Source organism: Streptomyces sp. GL_148, from assembly GCF_057834205.1.
Genome location: NZ_CM174396.1, coordinates 920,568 through 940,924, shown reverse-complemented (window position 1 = coordinate 940,924; position 20,357 = coordinate 920,568). Strand labels below are relative to the sequence as shown.

15 protein-coding genes and 1 pseudogene are annotated in these 20,357 nt (G+C 73.3%); 9 read left to right on the top strand and 7 right to left on the bottom strand.

Annotated features, from left to right (window positions below):
- Positions 1 to 47: 47 nt before the first annotated feature.
- From AC3IYI_RS04245 to AC3IYI_RS04235, 3 genes are read left to right on the top strand one after another with little or no spacing between them, the layout of a single operon-like run.
- Entirely contained in the window at positions 48 to 2,396 is a 2,349-nt protein-coding gene (locus AC3IYI_RS04245) for an FHA domain-containing protein (protein ID WP_489408920.1), read from the top strand.
- 5 nt (positions 2,397 to 2,401) lie between these two features.
- Positions 2,402 to 3,028 (top strand): hypothetical protein, encoded by a 627-nt coding sequence (locus tag AC3IYI_RS04240; RefSeq protein WP_489408919.1) that lies wholly within the window; start codon positions 2,402 to 2,404, stop codon positions 3,026 to 3,028.
- Positions 3,028 to 4,014 (top strand): serine/threonine-protein kinase, encoded by a 987-nt coding sequence (locus AC3IYI_RS04235; protein WP_489408918.1) that lies wholly within the window; start codon positions 3,028 to 3,030, stop codon positions 4,012 to 4,014. Before AC3IYI_RS04240 ends, AC3IYI_RS04235 begins: the two co-directional genes overlap by 1 nt.
- 26 nt (positions 4,015 to 4,040) lie before the next feature.
- On the opposite strand, the gene AC3IYI_RS04230 is transcribed toward AC3IYI_RS04235, so the two are convergent.
- Both AC3IYI_RS04230 and AC3IYI_RS04225 read right to left on the bottom strand, forming a co-directional pair.
- Complete coding sequence (locus AC3IYI_RS04230) at positions 4,041 to 4,436, bottom strand: hypothetical protein (protein ID WP_489408917.1); 396 nt, start codon at positions 4,434 to 4,436, stop codon at positions 4,041 to 4,043.
- A 107-nt stretch (positions 4,437 to 4,543) separates the two neighbouring features.
- Entirely contained in the window at positions 4,544 to 5,839 is a 1,296-nt protein-coding gene (locus AC3IYI_RS04225; RefSeq protein ID WP_489408916.1) for a streptophobe family protein, read from the bottom strand.
- Between the two features lie 395 nt (positions 5,840 to 6,234).
- Here AC3IYI_RS04225 and AC3IYI_RS04220 point away from each other — a divergent pair.
- Positions 6,235 to 7,422, top strand: a pseudogene (locus tag AC3IYI_RS04220) (DUF6777 domain-containing protein); the annotation flags it as partial.
- A gap of 390 nt (positions 7,423 to 7,812) precedes the next feature.
- Here the strand turns inward: AC3IYI_RS04220 and AC3IYI_RS04215 are convergent.
- Together AC3IYI_RS04215 and AC3IYI_RS04210 are read right to left on the bottom strand one after the other, a co-directional pair.
- On the bottom strand, positions 7,813 to 8,724 hold the full coding sequence (locus AC3IYI_RS04215; protein WP_489408915.1) for a C40 family peptidase: 912 nt from the start codon (positions 8,722 to 8,724) through the stop codon (positions 7,813 to 7,815).
- 43 nt (positions 8,725 to 8,767) lie between these two features.
- The gene (locus tag AC3IYI_RS04210; protein WP_489408914.1) at positions 8,768 to 10,135 is read right to left on the bottom strand and encodes an SPFH domain-containing protein; all 1,368 of its coding nucleotides are present in this window, start codon (positions 10,133 to 10,135) and stop codon (positions 8,768 to 8,770) included.
- A 471-nt stretch (positions 10,136 to 10,606) separates the two neighbouring features.
- On the opposite strand from AC3IYI_RS04210, the gene AC3IYI_RS04205 reads away from it, so the two are divergent.
- Entirely contained in the window at positions 10,607 to 12,754 is a 2,148-nt protein-coding gene (locus AC3IYI_RS04205) for a SpoIIE family protein phosphatase (protein ID WP_489411879.1), read from the top strand.
- An 84-nt stretch (positions 12,755 to 12,838) separates the two neighbouring features.
- Here AC3IYI_RS04205 and AC3IYI_RS04200 read toward each other — a convergent pair whose 3' ends face one another.
- Positions 12,839 to 13,597: a DUF4328 domain-containing protein gene (locus AC3IYI_RS04200; RefSeq protein ID WP_489408913.1), complete on the bottom strand. Its 759-nt coding sequence runs from the start codon at positions 13,595 to 13,597 to the stop codon at positions 12,839 to 12,841.
- 226 nt (positions 13,598 to 13,823) lie between these two features.
- Here AC3IYI_RS04200 and AC3IYI_RS04195 point away from each other — a divergent pair, with 226 nt between their 5' ends.
- The 4 genes from AC3IYI_RS04195 to AC3IYI_RS04180 all read left to right on the top strand — a co-directional run bounded on the left by AC3IYI_RS04195 (position 13,824) and on the right by AC3IYI_RS04180 (position 17,291).
- The gene (locus tag AC3IYI_RS04195) at positions 13,824 to 13,991 is read left to right on the top strand and encodes a hypothetical protein (protein WP_489408912.1); all 168 of its coding nucleotides are present in this window, start codon (positions 13,824 to 13,826) and stop codon (positions 13,989 to 13,991) included.
- The gene (locus AC3IYI_RS04190; RefSeq protein ID WP_489408911.1) at positions 13,988 to 14,221 is read left to right on the top strand and encodes a hypothetical protein; all 234 of its coding nucleotides are present in this window, start codon (positions 13,988 to 13,990) and stop codon (positions 14,219 to 14,221) included. The genes AC3IYI_RS04195 and AC3IYI_RS04190 overlap by 4 nt, the downstream gene beginning before the upstream one ends.
- A 111-nt stretch (positions 14,222 to 14,332) precedes the next feature.
- Entirely contained in the window at positions 14,333 to 14,752 is a 420-nt protein-coding gene (locus tag AC3IYI_RS04185) for a VOC family protein (protein ID WP_489408910.1), read from the top strand.
- Between the two features lie 133 nt (positions 14,753 to 14,885).
- Positions 14,886 to 17,291, top strand: coding sequence for an ATP-binding cassette domain-containing protein (locus AC3IYI_RS04180; RefSeq protein ID WP_489408909.1), 2,406 nt, complete (start codon positions 14,886 to 14,888; stop codon positions 17,289 to 17,291).
- 16 nt (positions 17,292 to 17,307) lie between these two features.
- Here the strand turns inward: AC3IYI_RS04180 and AC3IYI_RS04175 are convergent, their stop codons facing one another.
- Both AC3IYI_RS04175 and modA read right to left on the bottom strand, forming a co-directional pair.
- Entirely contained in the window at positions 17,308 to 19,311 is a 2,004-nt protein-coding gene (locus tag AC3IYI_RS04175; RefSeq protein ID WP_489408908.1) for an ABC transporter permease, read from the bottom strand.
- Between the two features lie 153 nt (positions 19,312 to 19,464).
- On the bottom strand, positions 19,465 to 20,286 hold the full coding sequence (modA, locus tag AC3IYI_RS04170; protein ID WP_489408907.1) for a molybdate ABC transporter substrate-binding protein: 822 nt from the start codon (positions 20,284 to 20,286) through the stop codon (positions 19,465 to 19,467).
- Positions 20,287 to 20,357: the final 71 nt, after the last annotated feature.

The window sequence follows — 20,357 nt, the reverse complement described above, 5'->3', positions numbered from 1 at the left end:
TGACCTGCGGTTATGCCGGGCGCGCCGGATCGTGGGAAAATCGCCCCATGGCCCAGCGTCCCGGTGTGCCGACCGCGCCAGAGCTCCTCCTGGAAACGGACAGGGGCTCCACTGCGATGAGCCCGCGCCGGACGTACCACGTCGGCCGGGACCCCCTCTGCGAGATCTGCCTCGACGACGCCCGCGTCTCCTGGCACCACGCCGTGCTGCGCCCGGACGGCGACCACTGGACGCTGGAGGACGAGGACAGCACCAACGGCACGTGGGTCGACGGCCACCGCATCCGCGAGTGGGCGGTCGGCGTCGGCAGCGAACTGCGCTTCGGCAGCGCCGCCGACGGCCCGCGCGTCCGCTTCGCCGAACCGGCCGCCACCTCCCGCCCCTCCTCGGTCTCCCGCCCGGACAGGACCAGCACCTTCCGGCAGCCGACCTCGGTCCGCCCGCTGGCCGACCGGGCCGCCGTCCGCATCGGCCGCGCCCCCGACAACGACCTCGTCATCAACGACCTCGTCGTCTCCCGCCACCACGCCGAACTGCGCACCCGCCCCGACGGCAGGTACGAGATCGCCGACCTCGGCAGCCACAACGGCACCTACCTCAACGGTGCCCGCCTCGCCGGCGCCGCCGCCATCGGCGAGGGCGACATCGTCGGCATCGGCCACTCCGCCTTCTGCCTGGTCGGGAACCAGTTGCAGGAGTACGTGGACACCGGCGAGGTCTCCCTCGACGTGCAGGACCTCGGCGTGGCCGTCGACCAGGGCCGCAAGACCCTCCTCGACCACGTCTCCTTCCCCGTCGGCGCCACCTCCCTGCTCGCGGTGGTCGGCCCCAGCGGCGCCGGCAAGTCCACCTTGCTCGGGGCGCTGACCGGCCTGCGCCCCGCCGACCACGGCACCGTCCTCTACGACGGCCGCGACCTCTACCGGGACTACGCCGAACTGCGCAGCCGCATCGGCCTCGTCCCGCAGGACGACATCCTGCACGCGCAGCTCACCGTGCGCCGCGCCCTCGTCTACGCCGCCGAGCTGCGCTTCCCGCAGGACACCGCCAAGGCCGAACGCGAGGCCCGGGTCGACGAGGTGATCGGCGAACTCGGCCTCCAGCAGCGCGCCGACCAGCCCATCCACAGCCTCTCCGGCGGCCAGCGCAAACGGGTCTCCGTCGCCCTGGAACTGCTGACCAAGCCCTCCCTGCTCTTCCTGGACGAGCCCACCTCCGGGCTCGACCCGGGCATGGACCGCTCGGTGATGAACATGCTGCGCGGGCTCGCCGACGACGGCCGCACCGTCATCGTCGTCACCCACAGCGTGCTCAACCTGAGCGTCTGCGACCGCCTCCTGGTCCTCGCGCCCGGCGGCCGCATCGCGTTCTACGGGCCTCCGGACGAGGCGCTCGGCTTCTTCGGCTTCGAGCAGTGGCCCGAGGCCTTCGAAGCCTTCGAGAACGAGCGCGAGCGCGACTGGGCCGGGGAGCACCGGACCTCACCGCTGTACAGCCGCTATGTCGACGTCGCCGGCCGGGTCCCGCTCGCGGGGGCCGGCGAACGGGCCGCGGGCATCGCGCCGAAGCCGCCGCCCAAGGCGCAGAGCTGGGGTTCGCAGCTGTCCACCCTGATCCGCCGCTACGCCGCCGTGCTCAGCGCCGACCGCACCTTCCTGATCATCATGGTCGCCCTGCCGTTCGTCATGGGCGCGATGGCCCGCGCACTGGCGGGCAGTGAACTCGGCCCGGAGACGGCGCTCAACGCCCTGTTCATCCTGTGCGTGGGCGGCGTCCTGACCGGAGCCGCCAACGCCGTCCGCGAACTGGTGAAGGAACGCGTCATCTACCAGCGCGAACGAGCCGTGGGGCTCTCCCGGTCGGCCTACCTGATGTCCAAGGTGGTGGTCCTCGGCGCCATCACCATCGCCCAGGCGGTGGTCCTCACCCTCGTCGGCCTCGCCGGAGTCAAGACGAACGCCCCCGGCGGCAAGGGCCTCTTCCTGCCCCCGCTGATCGAGATCACCTTCGTCGTCGCCCTGCTGTCCGTCACCGCCATGGTGCTCGGACTCCTGATCTCCGCCCTGGTGTCCAAGGAAGAGGTCACCATGCCGCTGCTCGTCCTGCTCACCATCGTGCAGGTCGTCTTCTGCGGCTCCCTGCTGAAACTCACCGGGGTCCCCGTCATCGAACAGTTCGCCTGGTTCGTGCCGGCCCGCTGGGCGATGGGCGCGATGTCGGCCACCATCGACCTCGGCGCCATCGTGCCCGGCAAGATCACGCAGGATCCGATGTTCGACCACAAGCCCGGTTTGTGGCTCACGGAGGTGGCGATGCTCACCGGCCTGGCCGTGCTGTTCGGTGTCCTGGTGGGCCGGGTGCTGCGCCGCCACGAGCCGGCCATCATGCGGAAGTAGCCGCGATGACCAGCCCCGGCCAAGCCGCGGAATTCCGGCCCACCCACATCGTCCCGCAGGACGGACTCCCCGCCTGGGAGACCCCGGACCTGTCCCGCCCCACGGCGGCGCTCGACGCCTTCCTCCCCGTACGGCTGCTGTCCCGGCGCGGGGAGTGGGGGGAGATCCTGTGCGCCAACGGGTGGTCCGCCTGGGTGGACGGACGCCTGCTCCTCGCCGTGCCGCAGCCCCCGCCGACCGGCGGGCACCCGCTGACACGCGTCGAGGACCCGCAGCCGCTGCTCACCCGGTCCGCCGAGGAACTGGAACGCTACCGGCGGGCCGTCACCGATCTCGCCGCCGGGCGGCTCGACCCCGAATCCTTCCGGCGCTCCGTGCGGGGACTGCGGGTCGGCGTCGTCGTCGACGGGGAGTCCGTGTGGCTCTACGACGAGACGGCGGGACGGTGGATGTACGGGGACGGGAGCCGCCTGGCCACCTACGCGGTCGTCGCGGGACCCGGTGCCCCGGCCGCGCGGGAGGCCCCGCCGGAGGAAGCCGACACCGAGGGCGGTGGCGACGTACGAGGTGTTCCGCATGTTCCGCACGAACCCACGAAGATCGTGGAGCTGCCCGGGCCCGAGGCGCGCTGATGGGCTCCGATCCGGCTGCGGAGCCGTTCCGCGGGCGTGAGTCCGACCTGCGGGGGCGGCGGATCGCCGGGTACGTGGTGGAGGCCGAGATCGGGCGCGGCGGGATGGCGGTCGTCTACCGCGCGCACGACGTACGGCTGGACCGGACGGTCGCGCTGAAACTGCTCGCGCCCGAACTCGCGCGCAACGACGTCTTCCGGCAGCGGTTCGCGCACGAGTCGAAGGTCGCGGCGGCCATCGACCACCCGCACATCGTGCCCGTCTTCGAGGCGGGGGAGACCGACGGAATGCTCTACATCGCCATGCGGTACGTGGCCGGCCAGGACCTGCGGGCCATGCTGGACCGCACGGGCCCGCTGCCCGTGGAGGCGGCGGCCCGGATCGCCGGCCAGGTCGCCTCGGCGCTGGACGCGGCGCACGCCCACGACCTGGTCCACCGGGACGTGAAGCCCGGCAACATCCTGGTCGCGGGCGGCACCGACAGCGAACACCCCGAGCACGTCTACCTGACCGACTTCGGGCTGACGAAGAAATCGCTGTCGCTGACCGGGTTCACGAGCGTCGGGCAGTTCGTCGGGACCCTGGACTACGTCGCGCCCGAGCAGATCGCCGGGAAGCCGGTCGACGGCCGGTGCGACGTCTACAGCCTGGGATGCGTGGTCTACGAAACCCTGGCCGGCGGCCCGCCCTTCGAGCGCGACGACGACATGGCGCTGCTCTGGGCCCACCAGTACGATCCGCCGCCGGCGGTGTCCTCGCGGCGGGAAGGCCTCCCGCCGGGGGTGGACGAGGTGCTGGCGCGGGCCCTCGCGAAGGCGCCCGAGGACCGGTGGGGGAGCTGCCTGGAGTTCACGGGTGCGCTGCGGCGGGCGGGTGCGGGGGAGGGCGCGAGTCCCGGCGTGGCGGCGTTCGTCCGCGCGCCCGCCCGGGCGGCCTCCGACGGGCCGCCGCCACCGCCGCCCAGGTGGGCGCTGCCGGTGTTCTAGTTCTGGTTCTGGTTCGGATCCTGGTTCTAGTCGTCGCTGTCGTGGTCCGGGGCGGGCGTGCACACCACGTGGGCCGTGACCTCGGCGTGCGCGGCCGAGGCGTACCAGCCCTTGCGGCCGTCCGCGTCGACGACGGGGTGGGAGGCCAGGACGGTGTGCCGGAGCGTGCCGTCGCGGCCGTGGTCCCAGTGGGTGGTGGAGTACCCGCCGGACTGCACGGCCGTGCCGCGCGGACAGAACACCCTGCTGACGGACACCGCCTGGGCGGAGGCGTCCTTGCGGCCGGTGTCGCCGGAGAGGTGGCGTGCACCGGGGCCGGTCGCCTGGGTGGGGAGGGCGGTGGAGAGGGTCAGGGCGAGCGCGGAGAGGGCGATCAGGCCAGCGGCGTGAAGCGGCCGGAACAGGCCTTTGGTCATGTTCACGGAGGCGAGCGTGTCATGCGGAAACGATCCCCCGATGAGCCGATTTGCGCCTGTTCACTCGAACGGCGCAACAGGTGGCCGGGGTGGGTGGCCGGGTGGCGGCCGGGTCAGCGGGCCGCGGGAGCGGCCGGCTCGGCGGGTTCCCGGCGGCCGGGTCCGCCCCGGCGGCGGGGGAGCAGGGCGCCGAGGAAGCCCGCCACCGCGCCCGCGAGGAAGGCGAGGCCGACCGTACGCCAGAGCAGCGGACTCAGCTCCACCTTGCCGCTGAGGCCGGAGACGTCGCCGATGCCCAGCAGGGAGAGGCCGAACTGGGCCTGGATCCGGGCCAGCAGGCAGACCACCAGGGTGGCCAGGGCCAGGGCGACGGCCAGGTGGAGGGCGTGCTGCCAGGGGCGGACGTGCACGGGCGAGCGGGCGGCGGCCAGCGCGCCGGCGCCGAGCAGGAGGACGACGGCCAGGACGACGAGCCACCAGGCCCGGGAGTCCTGCTCCGCGAGCGAGGCCACGTCGATGGTCGACAGGTCCGAGCCGGAGCCTTGGCCGGTGGCGCGCAGCACCTCGTCCAGGACTTTGGGGACGGGCAGCCCGAACGGCCCCTCGGCCTTGCCCTCCCAGGCCCCGCCGAAGCCGAGCGTGAGGGCGGGCCAGACCAGGTTGGGCAGGCCCAGCAGGATCACGGCCAGGGTGCGGTCCGCATGCCCCCGGGTCGCCGCCACCACCAGGCCGACGCCGATCCCGACGACCACGTACGCGAGGAGCAGCGCGACCACGGCGAACGCCGCCGGCCGCACCGCCGCGTGGAAGCGGACCAGCCCCGTGGGGAGCGGCGCGCGCCGGGACACCAGCAGGGAGATCAGCAACAGGCCCAGGATCCACAGCAGTCCGTAGCCGAGGGTGGCGGGGATCGCGGCCTCGAAGCCCACCGTCGGGCCGGCATCGAGGACTTCACCGATGTCGCCGAGGATCGAATCGCCTGTGGAGATCGCGAAGTCCTGGCGGGCCAGCAGGGCGACGCCGGTCAGCGCCACCAGCCACAGCAGCACCAAGGGCGCGGCGCGGGCGAGTAGTTCGCGCGCGCCGGCCACCGCACGGTTGTGCAGGGGGCGCAGGAAGAGCCAGCCGGTGGTCAGGGCGCCGGCCAGGCTGACGGAGAGGGGGAGTACGGACAGGCTCGCGTCGGCCCCCGCCAGGAAGCCGGCCCCGCCCGTCACGTCCACCGAGCCGCCCGCGGCCATCAGCACGACGGCGGCCACCACGTGCGGGAAGGCGCCGCCGGGCAGATCGCCGGCGCCGGCGAGGGCGAGCCCCGCGGAGGCGACGGCCGCCATGACCACGAAGCCCGCCAGGACTGCGACGAGGGCGTCGCGCCAGGCTCGCGCGGCCGGTGCCGTTGTATGGCTCACCCTGCCACCGTAGGCAGCTCCGCTTGCGGCCACCACCCGGACGGCGCACACAATGGTCGCCAGGAGTGCACTAAATCCGGAGATTTCCGCTGATGATCCGCGGAAGTTCCATAACGGAACGTCCACGGAGCACCGTCCGAAGGGTCCGAAGACCCGCAGGGTCCGCAGATCCGAAGGGTCCGAAGGGGCCGCAGGGTCCGAGTCCAGGGCCCGCAGTCCACAGGGTCCGCAGCGGAACGTCCACAGGGGACCGGAACCCCTCCGCCTGGGAAGAAGAGCCCGTGACCACTCAACCCTCCGGCCAGCAGCCGCCGTGGCCGTCACAGCCGTCGCAGCCGCCCTCGCAGCCGCCGTCGTCTTCGTCCGGGCGCCCCACGGGCCCGCCCTCCGGGCCCCTGTCAGGGGGCCGGGAAGGCCCCCCGCCACCTCCGCCGCCGGCCCCTCCCGGAGGATCCGGGAGCGGGGTGCCCCCCGGACCGCCCGAGCCCCCGCACAAGGCCTGGTGGCGCTCGGTTCCCCGGCTGGCCACCACGATCGTCGCCCTCGCCGCCGCCGTGACCCTGGCCGTCGTACTGACCAGGCCCACCGGCGGCGGGGGCACCTCGACCTCCGCGGGCAACGAGGTCTTCCTGCAGCCCGCGGCGGCGTCCGGGCCCGACCCCTTCACCGAGTCCACCGCCGCCAAGCAGGCCACGGCCCCGCCCGAGAGCCCGCCGCCCCCGACGAAGGGGACGAAGCCCGAGTCGAAGGCCCCGTCGCCCACGGGAACCACGGCGACCCGCAGTGTCAGCGGCGCCTCGCCCGAGCTGTACGGGGGCACGCCGGCCGTGCCCGCCTGCGACGTCGAGAAGCAGATCCGGGTCCTCTCGGCGCAGCCCGCCAAGAACGCGGCCTTCGCCTCGTCGCTCGGCATCGCGCCGACGGCCGTGCCGGGGTACCTGCGCTCCCTCACCCCGGTCCAGCTCCGGGTGGACACCCGGGTCACCAACCACGGCTACGTGGACGGCCGCTCCACCACCTACCAGTCCGTCCTCCAGGCCGGGACCGCCGTGCTCGTGGACGACCGCGGGGTGCCGCGGGTGCGCTGCGCCTGCGGGAACCCGCTCGGGCCGCCGGTGGCGCTGAAGGCCAACCCGAAGCGGTTCGGGCAGCCCTGGACCTCGTACCAGCCCTCGCGGGTCGTGGTCATCGCCCCGTCCGTGACCATCGTGAACAAGTTCGTGATCTACAACTACCACGACCACCGCTGGTTCGAGCGTGACCGGGGCGACCACCGCGGCCGCCACGACAGGCCGATCCCGCCGCCGGTGATCCCGACCCCGATCTTCACCACCCCGCCGCCGTCGCCGACGTTCACTTCGCCGTCCCCGACCTTCACTTCGCCGTCTCCGACGGTCACTTCCCCGTCGCCGACCTCGCCGTCTCCGACGGTGTCTCCGTCCGAGTCGCCTTCCGAGTCGCCTTCCGAGTCCCCGTCCGAGTCGCCTTCGGAGTCCGTGTCGGCGTCGGTGACCGGGTCGGAGTCTCCCTCGGAGTCCCCGTCCGAGTCGCCGTCGGTGTCCGAGTCGGCCTCCACCTCACCGTCCGCGGACCGGCGGGCGACCTCGCCGACGCCGTCCGTGTCGCCCTCGAAGAGCGCGGTGGTGCCGTCGCCCTCGCTCAGCTCGTCGGAAGCGCAGCCTCCGGCCCCGCCCAAGATCTCCTCGGCGGCGCCGGTGGTTCCCGAGCCCCCGGCGACCGAGGTGCGGCCCGTGCTGCCGCCGTCGCCCCCGCCGCCCCCGGTCACCTCGCTGATCCCGCCCCCGCCGCCTTCGCCCTCCCCGGTCGGGCCCGGAGCGGGTAACGAGGAGGGCTCGGATGGCGGTCCGGCCGCCGGTAACGGCAGCCGGTAGGGTCCCGCCGGACACGAAGACCTCCCCGAGGGCCGGTGGCCCTCGGGGAGGTCTCGTTCAGCCGTCGCGCGGGGGCGGCTGCTAGCGGACGCGCCCGTACATGTTCGGGTTGTACGCGCTGAAGCTGGAGACGCGGACCTGCCTGCCCGGGCGGGGGGCCTCGATGTACTTGCCGCCGCCGAGGTAGACGGCGACGTGGTGGATGCCCGAGGCGCTGCCGTTCGAGGTCCAGAACACCAGGTCCCCGCGGCGCAGTTGGGAGCGGGAGATCGGGGTGGTGACCCGGTACTGGTCGGAGGCCACGCGGGGGAGGGAGATCCCGGCGGAGCGGTACGCGGCCTGGACCAGGCCCGAGCAGTCCCAGCCGCGGGGGCCGTTGCCGCCCCAGACGTACGGGTCGCCGAGGTGGCGGTTGGCGAAGGAGATGGCGCCCTCCGTGCCCTGGCGGATGGGGGCGCCGGAGGAGCCCGAGGAGCCGGACGAGCCCGAGGAAGAGCCGGAGCTGGATCCGGAGCCGCCGGCGAAGCGCTCGTACTTGTCCTTGTGCTGGGTCCAGCGCCACCAGCCGGTGCCGTCCTTGTACCAGTACACGCGGTCCGTCGCGTCCCAGCCCGCGCGGCCGCGGAAGGTCGGCTCGGAGGTGCGTACGGAGGAGGCCGAGGAGGAAGAAGAGGAAGAGGAGGCGCCGGCGGAGGAACCTCCGCTGTTCGCCACGTACTTGCTGTAGTGCTGGGTCCAGCGCCACCAGCCGGTCGCGTCCTTGTACCAGTACTTCGAGCCGTCCCAGCCCGCGTGTGCCGGCGCCGGCTCGGCGGAGGCGGTGCCCACTCCGGTGCCCATCAGCAGCGTGGCGCCGACGGCCGCGACCACGGCGCCGCGCAGGGTGCAGCGGCGGCGGCGGGCCGCGGCGGCCGTCATGGCCGTCGTGCCGCGCGCGCAGCCGGTGCAGTCACAGCTGTCGGGTATTTCTTCGGTGAACTCGGGCGTGCGCATGCATGGTTCCTTATCCATCGGGGGCTTTTTTATCGGGGGTGCTTCAACGGGCGTCGGCGGCAGGGCCGCGTGCCGTGTAGAAGGCCACGGTCAAGTCCTTGACCAGGGCCTTGCGTTCGTAGTCGTCCAGGCTCACGAGCCCGCGGTCCGACATCCGGTGAACGGTGTCGTCGACGGCGTCGAGCACGGAGGTGAGGACGGAGTCCCGGTGCCGGGCGTCGATCGAGGCGACCCGGCGGCGCTGCATCGCGGCGGCGACCTCGGGGGCGTACTCGACGTGCAGCGGCCGGGCGGAGAAGACTTCGACGCCGACGGCCTTGCACTCGGCGGCGAGCAGCCGGGTCAGTTCGTCGCCGACGGCCTCGGTGTCGCGCAGGGTCTCCGGTTCGGCCGCTTCCGGGCCGAAGGAGTCGGCGGGCATCCGGGAGAGCACCCGGGCGGTCGTGGACTCCACCTGCCCGCTCAGGTACGCGGTGTGGTCGTCGACCGCGAGCAGCGCGCGGGCGGTGTCCCTGACCCGCCATACGACGAGGACCACGGCCCGCAGCGCGGTGCCCTCGGAGTCGACGACGCAGAGCGGCTCGCTGCGCCAGTGGCGCAGCCGTACGTCGACGCGGGTGTGCCGGGGCAGCGGGTTGGACCAGATGAGGCCGGTACGGCGGATCGTGCCGCGGTAGCGGCCGAAGAGGGTCAGTGACCAGGCCCGGCCGGCGCGGCCGCGCCGCAGTCCGCAGAGCGCGGCGAGCGTGAGGAGCGCGCAGCACGCGACGACGGCCAGGGGCCAGGCCTCGGTGGGGGAGGTGGAGGGGCGGAGCTCCTCGAACCGCGGGAGGACGGCGGCGCCGGCCGTGGCCAGAGCGGCGGCGAGCAGGGCCCACCAGCCCGAACAGGCCCGCGCGGGGCGTTCGGTGAGCTCGGGGTCGAGTACGGCGGGGAGGGTCCGCGGGGCGGCCGGCCATGCCGTCGCCGGTCCGGCGGGCCGGGGTATCGCCGCGTGGACGGCCGCCTGCCGGAGGGTGTCGGGCTCGGCGGGTCCGCGGCGTCCGCGGGGGTGGTCGGGGCTGCTGCCGGAAGTCCCGGCTCCGCCGGGTGCGCCGAGTCCGTGGGGTCGGCCGGGACCGGCCGGGCCGCCCGGTGTGCCGGAGCCGTCGGGGCGGACGGTGACGGTGGCCGTGGCGCGGGCGACTGGCCGTTCCTCGTCACGGAAGAGCGGGCCGAGGACGAGCGGATCCCGGTACGGCCGCACGACCAGACTCCCGCGCCCGGTGCGGGCCCCGCGGTAGCCGTCGCCGTCGCCACCGGAATCGCATTCGGGGTCGGAGTCGGAGTCGGCGAGCGAGGCGGATATTCGGCCCGGGGTCTGCGCCCCTTCCTGCGCCGCTTCCTGCGCCCTTTCCGTCCCTCCCGCCACCCGTCCCTCCGGTCCTCCTTCCACTCCTCCCTTCGGTGCTCCGGCCGGTTCTCCGGTCGTCTTCGGCGCTTGCGACAAGCCACACCCCACACAGCCATGGGCGTCAACGACCCCGTGCCCGGGGGTTCCTGACGCCAGCAAAGATGATCATGAACGGATCGATCTTCGCGAAATCGTACAAGTCGGCCATTAGGCGAAAGTCACGACAGGCCGGGACTTTGGCCCTTTTTCGTCCCGGTGTTCGGCGTCCCGGGCGGTCGCTAGCGCACGAGGGATGCGGGGCCCCGTCGACACACCGCATCCGTCCTTCGCTCACTGCGAACCCGTGTCCTCCCCGCCCCGCCCGCGGCAAGCTCCCGCAGACCGGCGCACACCGCCGAAGAGTGAGACCCTGAAGGTGTGGCCGAAAGGGGAGTGACCCCCCAGGTCGAGTGGCCTGCCCGGACGGACACGAGCCTCGCGCTCAACCGCATGGGCACCTTCGACTGGGACCTCGACAGCGGGCAGATGTTTCTGGACACCACCGCCCTCGAGGTCCTCGACTTGCGCCCCGAGGAGTTCGCGGGAACCCCCGCCGGACTGCGGATCCGCCTCGCGCCCGGCGAGGAGGCCCAGCTAGACGCGCGGGTCGCGCAGGCGCTGAAGGCCGGCCGCAGTCACTACGGGGCCTACGTGCGCAGCCGCGATCGGGAGGGAGCCCCGGGCTGGACCCATGTCCAGGGCCGCATCCTGCGGGACCCGCACGGGCGTCCGTACCGGATCATCGGGATCGTCCGCGACGCCGTCCACGACCCCGGCGAGCCCGGCGCGGCCGGTGAGCGGGACGAGGGCCGGCGCCGCATGACCGGGGTCGTCGAGCGGACCACGGCGATCCTGGCGCACGCGCGCACGGTCAACGACGTCACCGACGTCCTCAAGGACCCCGAGGCCCTCGGCCACCTCGGCGCGGTCAGCGTCATGCTCGGCGTGGTCGACGGCGGCCGGATCCACCTGGTCGCGGAGGGGCAGCTGGGCGCGTACGTACCGGAGACCGAGTACACGCGGATCGACGCGCCGCTGCCGCTGAGCGAGGCCGTACGGACGATGCGGCCGGTGTTCATCGGCTCCCGCGAGGAGTTCCAGCAGCGCTACCCGGACCTGTGGCCGTACATCGAGCCGCTGTCCGTCCGCAGCGGCGTCTACCTGCCCCTGATCGCGCAGGGCCGTCCCGTCGGCGCGCTCGGACTGCTCTACACGCGGGAGGGCGACTTCAACGCCGAGGAGCGCAACGTACTGATGGCGCTGGGCAGCGGCATCGCGCAGAGCCTCCAGCGCGCCATCCTCTTCGAGCAGGAGCACGACCTCGCCGAAGGGCTCCAGAAGGCCATGCTGCCGCGCCGGATCCCGGAGGTGGCGGGTGCGGTGATCGCCGTACGGTACCGGGCCGCCCGGATGGGGCGGGACATCGGCGGCGACTGGTACGACGTGGTCCCGCTCGGCGAGGGCCGGGTCGGCGTGATGATCGGCGACGTCGAGGGCCACGACACGGACGCCGCCGCCGTCATGGGCCAGCTGCGCATCGCCCTGCGCGCGTACATCGCCGAGGGCCACACCCCCGGCGCGGCCATGGCGCGGGCCTCGGCCTTCCTGCGGGACCTGGAGACGGAACGCTTCGCCACCTGCACGTACGCCGACATCGACCTCACCAGCGGCATGGCCCGGCTGGTCCGCGCCGGGCACCTCGACCCCGTGGTGCGGCGCGGCGACGGCAGCTGCCACCGGGTGCAGGCGGCGGGCGGGCTGCCGCTGGGCCTGCCGGCGCGCGAGCCGGGAGCGCCCGGCGCGGGTCCCTCCGGTGACCCGGGTGCTTCCGGCGCCGCCGGTACGGGATACCCGGTCACCAGCCTCGAACTGCACCCCGGGGACACCCTGCTGCTGTGCACGGACGGGCTGACCGAACGGCCCGGCCGGGATCCCGACGCCGGTCTGCGCGAGCTCATGGAGGCGGTCCGGGACGGACCGGCCGACGTGGAGGAACTCGCCGACGTGCTGTGCGACCTGGTCGGGGACTCGGGCGGCGGGGACGACATGGCCCTGCTCCTGCTGCGCCGCCGCGGCACCCCGCTCCCGCGCGGCAGCGGCCCGTTGCGCCACCGGCTCACCCCCGGGGACCCGGACGCCCCGGCGATGGCACGCCACCTGATCCGGGCGGCCGCCGCGGCGTGGGGCGCGTGGGACGTGGCCGACGAGATCGAGCTGGCGGCGGACGAGCTGATGACCAACGCGCTGGTCCACACGGACGGAGTCGGCGGGGTCAGCATGCGGCTGACCCCGGAGGGCCGGATCCGGATCGAGGTGGAGGACACCAGCAGCGCCCTGCCGCGGCGCCGGGAGGCCGACGACTTGGCGGTGTCGGGGCGCGGCCTGATGCTGGTGGACCGGCTCGCGGATGCCTGGGGAGTGGAGCCTCGGGGCGGCGGGAAGTGCGTCTGGTGCGAGTTCGCCGTCCCGACTCCCGCCCACGCGGTTCCGGCCCACCCGGCTCCGGCCGACTCGACTCCCGCTCATGCGGCTCCGGCCGACTCGGGCCCTGCCCATCCGGCTCCCGTCCCCCCGTCTCCGGAGCCCGGAGCGGTGTAGGCGCCGGGCCGCAGGGGCGGGTGGTGGAGCGGGAGCGGGAGCGGGAGCGGGAGCGGGAGCAGGAGCCGGAAACGGGTTCGCGGGCTATTCGGGTGCGGAGGGTCCCTGCGCGGCCTTGGCGAGCTGCATCGCCGTCAGCCCGCGCACGAAGCGGATCGCGAGGACGGAGGCCGCGAGCAGCACCACGCCGTACACGGCTTCGGCGGTGGCGGCGGTGGCGAGCCCGTCCGCGTCGTCGGCGCGGCCGTAGAGGGTGTCGTAGACGCGGTTGGCGAACAGTGCGGTGATCCACACCAGCCACCAGGTGGTGATGGGCGCGTGCGAGACGGGACTTTGGGCGCCGTCCGGCCCGGGCGGGAGGCTGGCGGTCCAGATCTCCTTCGCCATCTTGTACGGGATGCGGAGGAAGGCGAAGGGTACGAACCAGCCGCCGATGGCCCAGGCCGCGGACCGGGTGACCGCGTCCGGGCCGAGCACCAGGGCATTGTGGTGGACGCGGTGGAACCAGCTGACGAAGAGGACCGCAGTGATGACCAGCAGCGGAATCTCCATGAGGCGCGCCAGCGCCATCAAGGTGTCCGGCAGGGTGCCGCCGTCGTCGGTTCCCGCGTCCGGGTAGCTCCCGGCGCGCAGGGCCGAGCCGAGGTACAGGCCGGTTCCGGCCAGGAGCAGGGCGTACAGGCCGGAGAGGGCGAGCAGGACGGTCGTCGCCGTCGCGAGCCCACCGGGTGGGCGCAGCGGGCCGAGGGGCTCCGGGGTGGGAACCTGCGGGGAGGGCGCCCGGGGCGGTCTCTGCTGTGCGGGGTCGACGGGCGGCGGCGAGCCGGTCGCGCTGATGGACATGAAGTGGTACCCCCAGGAACAGGTGACATGGGCAGAAGGCCCGCCGGCCCGCCGCCATGTGATCACGGTCGAAGCTATGGCCGGGCCAAGGTCTCAGACCGCACCTTTGAACGGCTTGGATCGAGTGGACGGCTTCCCGGGACGGGTGCGGGCGAATGGCTGATACCCGCCGGACTCGCGCTGTGTTCATGTACTCATACGCATGGAGCCGGATGAGCCTGCCTGAATGTCCACCCTGCGCCCGCTGTTGCCCGTCATGCTGCCGGCCCCTGCTCACCGCGCTGCCCGTGGCCCCGGCGCCCTCGAGCGCGAGGGGATCGAGCCGGCCCGCACCGCCCGGCAGGTCGCCCCCGCCACCCGGCCGGGCCGGGCCGCCGCGTGGTCGCCGCCGTGAACGGTGACTTCTTCGACATCCGGGGTACGGGCGCCCCGCTCGGCCCGGACGGGCTGGAGCGGATCACGGCCCTGCGCGCGGGCCTCGCGGAGTCCGCCCGGGAGCCGGGCACGGGCGCGCTGGCCGTCGTAGAGCCGTACGCGTCATCACCGTCGGCGCCCCCCGCTTCGCGGCCGGCCGCGCCGAGGGCGTGCTCACCGTCGTCGCACCGCGCACCGGCCGCACCGTGATCGGCGCCTTCGCGGCGGGCGACTGGCTCTCCGTACTGCCGGCCGGCCGCCGGTGAAACCCGTCAGGAACGGAGAAGCACCGGCCGCCCACCCGCCCCTAGCGTGAAACCCATGGACGATATCAACCTTTCGCAGTGCTTCATCGCCGTCGACGACCACGAAACGGCGCTCCCCTTCTACCGGGACGTCCTCGGTCTGGAGGTCCGAAACGACGTCGGGTTCGCGGGGATGCGCTGGGTCACCCTCGGATCGCCCGCGCAGCCGGACGTGGACATCGTCCTCGAACCGCCCGTCGCGAACCCGAACGCCTCGTCCGCCGACCGGGAGGCCATGGCGGAACTGCTGGCCAAGGGCCTGCTGCGCGGTGTCATCTTCAGCACCGACGACTGCGACGCCACCTTCGAACGCATCCGGGCCGCCGGCGGTGACGTCCTCCAGGAGCCGATCGACCAGCCGTACGGGGTCCGGGACTGCGCCTTCCGCGACCCGGCCGGAAACATGATCCGGTTCCACCAGCCCCGCACGCCCTGAGATCCACCGCCTCTCCTACCTGGCGCCGCTCCCGGATGACACCGCCGATCGGGTAGACAGGGGAGCGTTGCCGCGACCGCGCAGGCGGCGCCGGCCCGACAGCGCGGCGTCAGCCCAACAGTATGGAGACACGATGAGCAAGGTCACGAGGACGGGCGCGCAGTCACCCGAGCCGCACGCCGCCGACGTCCACGACCTGATCCGCGTACACGGTGCGCGGGTGAACAACCTCAAGGACGTCAGCGTCGAGATCCCCAAGCGCCGGCTCACGGTCTTCACCGGCGTGTCCGGCTCGGGCAAGAGCTCCCTGGTGTTCGACACGATCGCCGCCGAGTCGCAGCGGCTGATCAACGAGACCTACAGCGCCTTCGTCCAGGGCTTCATGCCGACCCTGGCCCGGCCGGAGGTGGACGTCCTCGACGGACTGACCACCGTGATCACCGTCGACCAGCAGCGGATGGGCTCCGACCCCCGCTCGACGGTGGGCACCGCCACCGACGCGAACGCGATGCTGCGCATCCTCTTCAGCCGGCTCGGAAAGCCCCACATCGGATCGCCCAAGGCCTTCTCCTTCAACGTGGCCTCGATCAGCGGGGCCGGCGCGGTCACCGTGGAGCGCGCGGGGCAGACCGTGAAGGAGCAGCGCAGCTTCCGCATCACCGGCGGCATGTGCCCGCGCTGCGAGGGCCGCGGCTCGGTCAACGACATCGACCTCACCGCGCTGTACGACGACACCAAGTCGCTCGGCGAGGGCGCCCTCACCATCCCCGGCTACACGATGGACGGCTGGTACGGCCGCATCTTCAGCGGCTCCGGCTTCTTCGACATGGACAAGCCGATCCGCAAGTACACCAAGCGCGAACTGAGCGACCTGCTCCACAAGGAGCCGACCAAGATCAAGGTCGACGGGATCAACCTCACCTACGAGGGCATCATCCCGAAGCTCCAGAAGTCGATGCTGTCCAAGGACGTCGAGGCGCTGCAGCCGCACATCCGGGCGTTCGTGAAGCGCGCGGTCACCTTCACGGTCTGTCCCGACTGCGAGGGCACCCGGCTCAGCGCGGGGGCCCGGTCCTCGAAGATCAAGAAGATCAGCATCGCCGACGCCTGCGCGATGCAGATCAGCGACCTGGCCAAGTGGGTGCGCGACCTCGACGAGCCCTCGGTGGCCCCGCTCCTCGCCACGCTCCGCCAGACCCTCGACTCCTTCGTGGAGATCGGGCTCGGCTACCTCTCGCTGGACCGGCCCTCGGGCACGCTGTCGGGCGGCGAGGCCCAGCGCGTCAAGATGATCCGCCACCTCGGCTCCTCTCTCACCGACGTCACCTACGTCTTCGACGAGCCCACCGTCGGCCTGCACCCCCACGACATCCAGCAGATGAACGGTCTCCTGCTGCGGCTGCGCGACAAGGGCAACACGGTGCTCGTCGTGGAGCACAAGCCGGAGACCATCGCGATCGCCGACCACGTCGTCGACCTCGGCCCCGGCGCGGGCCAGGGGGGCGGCACCATCTGCTTCGAGGGCACCGTCGAGGGTCTGCGGGCGGGCGACACCATCACGGGCCGGCACTTCGGCGACCGCGCGAGCCTCAAGGAGGCGGTGCGCGAGCCCAACGGAAAGCTGGAGATCCGCGGCGCCACGACGCACAACCTGCGGGGCGTCGACGTCGACGTACCGCTCGGGGTGCTCGTCGTGGTCACCGGCGTCGCCGGCTCCGGCAAGAGCTCGCTCGTCCACGGCTCGCTGCCGCATCGGGCGGGGGCCGCGGGCGAGGGCGTGGTCTCGGTCGGCCAGGGCGCGATCCGCGGCTCCCGGCGCAGCAACCCGGCCACCTACACCGGCCTGCTCGACCCGATCCGCAAGGCCTTCGCCAAGGCCAACGGCGTGAAGCCGGCCCTGTTCAGCGCCAACTCCGAGGGCGCCTGCCCCGGTTGCAACGGCGCGGGGGTCGTCTACACCGACCTGGCGATGATGGCCGGCGTCTCCACCACCTGCGAGGAGTGCGAGGGCAAGCGCTTCCACGCCTCGGTGCTGGAACACCACCTCGGCGGCCGCGACATCAGCGAGGTCCTGGCGATGCCGGTCACCGAAGCCGCCGAGTTCTTCGGCGCCGGCGAGGCGCGCACCCCGGCCGCGCACAAGATCCTGGAGCGGCTGGCGGACGTGGGCCTGGGATACCTCAGCCTCGGCCAGCCGCTGACCACCCTCTCCGGCGGCGAGCGGCAGCGGCTCAAGCTGGCCACGCACATGGCGGACAAGGGCGGGATCTACGTACTCGACGAGCCGACCGCCGGCCTGCACCTCGCCGACGTCGAGCAGCTCCTCGGCCTGCTCGACCGCCTCGTCGACTCCGGCAAGTCGGTGATCGTGGTCGAACACCACCAGGCGGTCATGGCGCACGCCGACTGGATCATCGACCTCGGCCCCGGCGCCGGTCACGACGGCGGCCGGATCGTCTTCGAGGGCACCCCCGCCGCCCTGGTCGAGGGCCGTGGCACCCTCACCGGCGACCACCTGGCGACCTACGTGGGCGCCTAGGCCGTGGGCGTGTTCGCTACAGCTGTACGAGGGTGACCTCGGTCGCCTTCACGCTGGTCCACACCGCGGCGCCGTCGACGATTCCCAGTTCGGCGGCGGCCTCGGGGGTGATCTCCGCGACGAGGTCGGGCGCCTGGTCCGAGCCGACCAGCACGCGCAGGCGGCTGCCGACCGAGGTGATCTCCCGTACGGTGCCGGGCCATACGTTACGAGGGCTGCCGCCCGGGCGGTCCCGGTGCACGGACACCGCCTCGGGGGCGATGATCGCGAGGGCCCGCGCCCCCGGGGGCAGCGCCTCGGCCACCACCAGGCGGCCCCCGGCGGCGAGTTCCAGCCCGTGGGCCGAGGCCGTACCGGGCCAGGCGTTGCGCCCCAGCATCCGGGCCACCCACGGGGAGCGCGGGTGCCGGGTCACCTCGGAGGGCGCAGCGTCCTGCAGGGTCCGCCCGTCGGAGAGTACGAGGACCCGGTCGGCCAGGGACACCGCCTCGACGGGGTCGTGCGTGACGATGAGGCACACCCCGCCGAAGCCCGCCAGATGCGTGCGCAGGGTGTGCCGGACCCGGGCGCGGGTGGTCTGGTCCAGGGCGGCGAGCGGCTCGTCGAGCAGCAGCAGCCGGGGCCGGGCGGCCAGCGCGCGGGCCAGCGCCACCCGCTGGGCCTGCCCGCCGGAGAGCTGGGCGGGCTTGCGGTGGGCGAGGTGCCCGACACCGAGCCGGTCCAGCCAGGCCTGCGCCTCGGCCCGGGCCGCGGCCCGGGGCACCCGGCGGGCGCGCAGCCCGTACGAGGTGTTGGCGAGCGCGCTCAGGTGCGGGAACAGTGCGCCGTCCTGGGGGACCCAGGCGACCTGACGCCGGTGCGGGGGCAGGTCGGTCACATCGGCGTCGCCGAGCCGGAGCTCGGCGTGGGCGCGGGGGGTCAGGCCGAGCAGGGCGCGCAGCAGGGTGGTCTTGCCGGCGCCGTTCTCGCCGACGACGGCGATGGTGGTGCCGGGTTCGGCGTCGAGGGTGAGGTCGTTGAAACCGGTGACGGTGGCGTGCAGCGGCCAGTGCCCGCCCTCGGCGGAGGTCCCGGCCGACGGCTCCGTCGGCTCGGCCGGCCCCGTCGGCGAGGGCGCCGGGGACGCGGGGGAGCTCGGAGCCCCGGGCGGTACGGGGCTCACGGGATCCGGGCCGGCGGCCTCCTCGGCGACCACCGGCGCACCGGCGTCCTTGCGGGCGACGGGGGTCCCCGTCCACCTCCCGCGCAGGGCGATGAGTACGGCCATGGCGATCGCGAGGAGCAGCAGGGACACGGAGGTGGCGGCCTCGGGCTGGTCCTGGAGCAGCAGGTAGACCTGGAGCGGCAGGGTCTGGGTGGTGCCCGGCAGGTTGCCCGCGAAGGTGATGGTGGCGCCGAACTCGCCGAGCGCCCGCGCCCAGGTCAGCGCGGCTCCGGCGACCAGGCCCGGGGCCACCATCGGCAGCGTCACGGTGAAGAACACGCGCAGCGGCGTGGAACCGAGGGAGGCGGCGGTCTCCTCGTAGCTCGGCTTGAGCCCGGCGAGCGCGCCCTCCAGGCTGATCACGAGGAAGGGCATCGCGACGAAGGTGGCCGCGACGACCGCGCCGGAGGTGTGGAAGGGCAGCGTGATGCCGAAGGTGCCCTCCAGCCAGGGTCCGAGCAGCCCGCGCCGGCCGAAACCGAGCAGCAGGGCCACACCGCCGACCGTGGGCGGCAGGACCATGGGGAGCAGGACCAGCGAGCGCACCAGCGCCTTGCCCTTGAACTCGACGCGGGCCAGGAGCCAGGCGAGCGGCACCCCGAGGAGGAGGGAGAAGCCGAGCGCCCACAGGGACACGACCAGCGAGAGCCGCAGCGCCTCGACCACACCCGGGCTGGTGAGGTGCGAGCCGAGATCGCTCCACTGGGTACGGGTGAGGATGCCGACGAGCGGCATCAGCAGGAACGCCACGGCGAGCAGCGCGGGGAGCGCCAGAGCCACAGGGGGCCGGGCGCGACGGGTACGGAGTCTGCTCATGTGGGTTCCTGGCCGAAGACGTCGGGACGCCACCGGGGACGTCGGGAGGCCCGGGAGGCGTGTGAAGCGTAATGCGAAGGGCGGCAAACGAAGAGGGACTGCCCGTCCCCCCGGACCAGGCAGTCCCTCTCCGTCACCGGACCCGTCAGGCGGTCACGCCTTCTGGAAGCCCGCGTCCTGGAGGATCTTCTGGGCCTCCGGGGTGCTCAGCCAGGCCACGAACGCGGCCGCGGCCTCGGCGTTCTTGGAGCCCTTGAGCGAGGCGGCCGGGTACGAGGCCACGGCGTTCTCGGCGTCCGGGATGTCCACGACGACGACCTTGTCACCGGACTTGAGGGTGTCGGTCTTGTAGACGAGACCGGCGTCGGCCTCGCCCATCTCGACCTTGCTCAGCACGGCGCGGACGTTGGGCTCCTGGGAGACCGGCTTCACCTCGATCTTCTGGGCGTCGAGGATCTGCTTGCTGTAGCGGCCCACCGGGACCTCGGGCGCGGCCAGCACGACCTTGAGCTTGGTGTCGGCGAGGTCCTTGAGACCGGCGACCTTGAACGGGTTGCCCTTGCCGGTCGCGATGACCAGACGGTTCTTGGCGATGACCGCCGGGTCGTTGGTCTCGGCCTTCAGGCCGTCCATCGTCTTGGTGTCGGCGGTGACCAGCGCGTCGGCCGGGGCACCCTGCTTGACCTGCGCGGCGAGCTCCTGCGAACCGGCGAAGGAGAAGGTGACCTTGGTGCCCGGGTGGGCCTTCTCGTACGCGGCGCCGGCGGCCTTGAAGACGTCAGTGAGGGAGGAGGCGGCGAGCACCGTCAGGTTCGCGGCCTTGGGCTCGGCGGACCCGGAGGCGGCGTTCGGGGAGGCGGCGGCCCCGTCCTTCTTGTCGTCGCTGCTGCCGCAGGCGGCGAGCGCCGGCACCAGCAGGGCGGCGGAGAGGGTGAGTGCGGCGGTACGGCGGTTCAGCGGCAGGATCGGGGACATGAGCTGGTGCTCCTCGGTCGGGTCGGCGGCCGGCCTGGTGCCGGATCCGCGCGGTGGTGACCCCGCGCCGG

Bases quoted from the DNA above. Each gene is read 5' to 3' on its own strand.
- AC3IYI_RS04235 (WP_489408918.1), top strand. From the start codon at position 3,028: ATGGGCTCCGATCCGGCTGCGGAGCCGTTCCGCGGGCGTGAGTCCGAC.
- AC3IYI_RS04175 (WP_489408908.1), bottom strand. From the start codon at position 19,311: ATGAGCAGACTCCGTACCCGTCGCGCCCGGCCCCCTGTGGCTCTGGCG.
- AC3IYI_RS04245 (WP_489408920.1), top strand. From the start codon at position 48: ATGGCCCAGCGTCCCGGTGTGCCGACCGCGCCAGAGCTCCTCCTGGAA.
- AC3IYI_RS04195 (WP_489408912.1), top strand. From the start codon at position 13,824: ATGTCCACCCTGCGCCCGCTGTTGCCCGTCATGCTGCCGGCCCCTGCT.
- AC3IYI_RS04240 (WP_489408919.1), top strand. From the start codon at position 2,402: ATGACCAGCCCCGGCCAAGCCGCGGAATTCCGGCCCACCCACATCGTC.
- AC3IYI_RS04180 (WP_489408909.1), top strand. From the start codon at position 14,886: ATGAGCAAGGTCACGAGGACGGGCGCGCAGTCACCCGAGCCGCACGCC.
- AC3IYI_RS04205 (WP_489411879.1), top strand. From the start codon at position 10,607: ATGGGCACCTTCGACTGGGACCTCGACAGCGGGCAGATGTTTCTGGAC.
- AC3IYI_RS04200 (WP_489408913.1), bottom strand. From the start codon at position 13,597: ATGTCCATCAGCGCGACCGGCTCGCCGCCGCCCGTCGACCCCGCACAG.
- modA (WP_489408907.1), bottom strand. From the start codon at position 20,286: ATGTCCCCGATCCTGCCGCTGAACCGCCGTACCGCCGCACTCACCCTC.
- AC3IYI_RS04185 (WP_489408910.1), top strand. From the start codon at position 14,333: ATGGACGATATCAACCTTTCGCAGTGCTTCATCGCCGTCGACGACCAC.
- AC3IYI_RS04215 (WP_489408915.1), bottom strand. From the start codon at position 8,724: ATGCGCACGCCCGAGTTCACCGAAGAAATACCCGACAGCTGTGACTGC.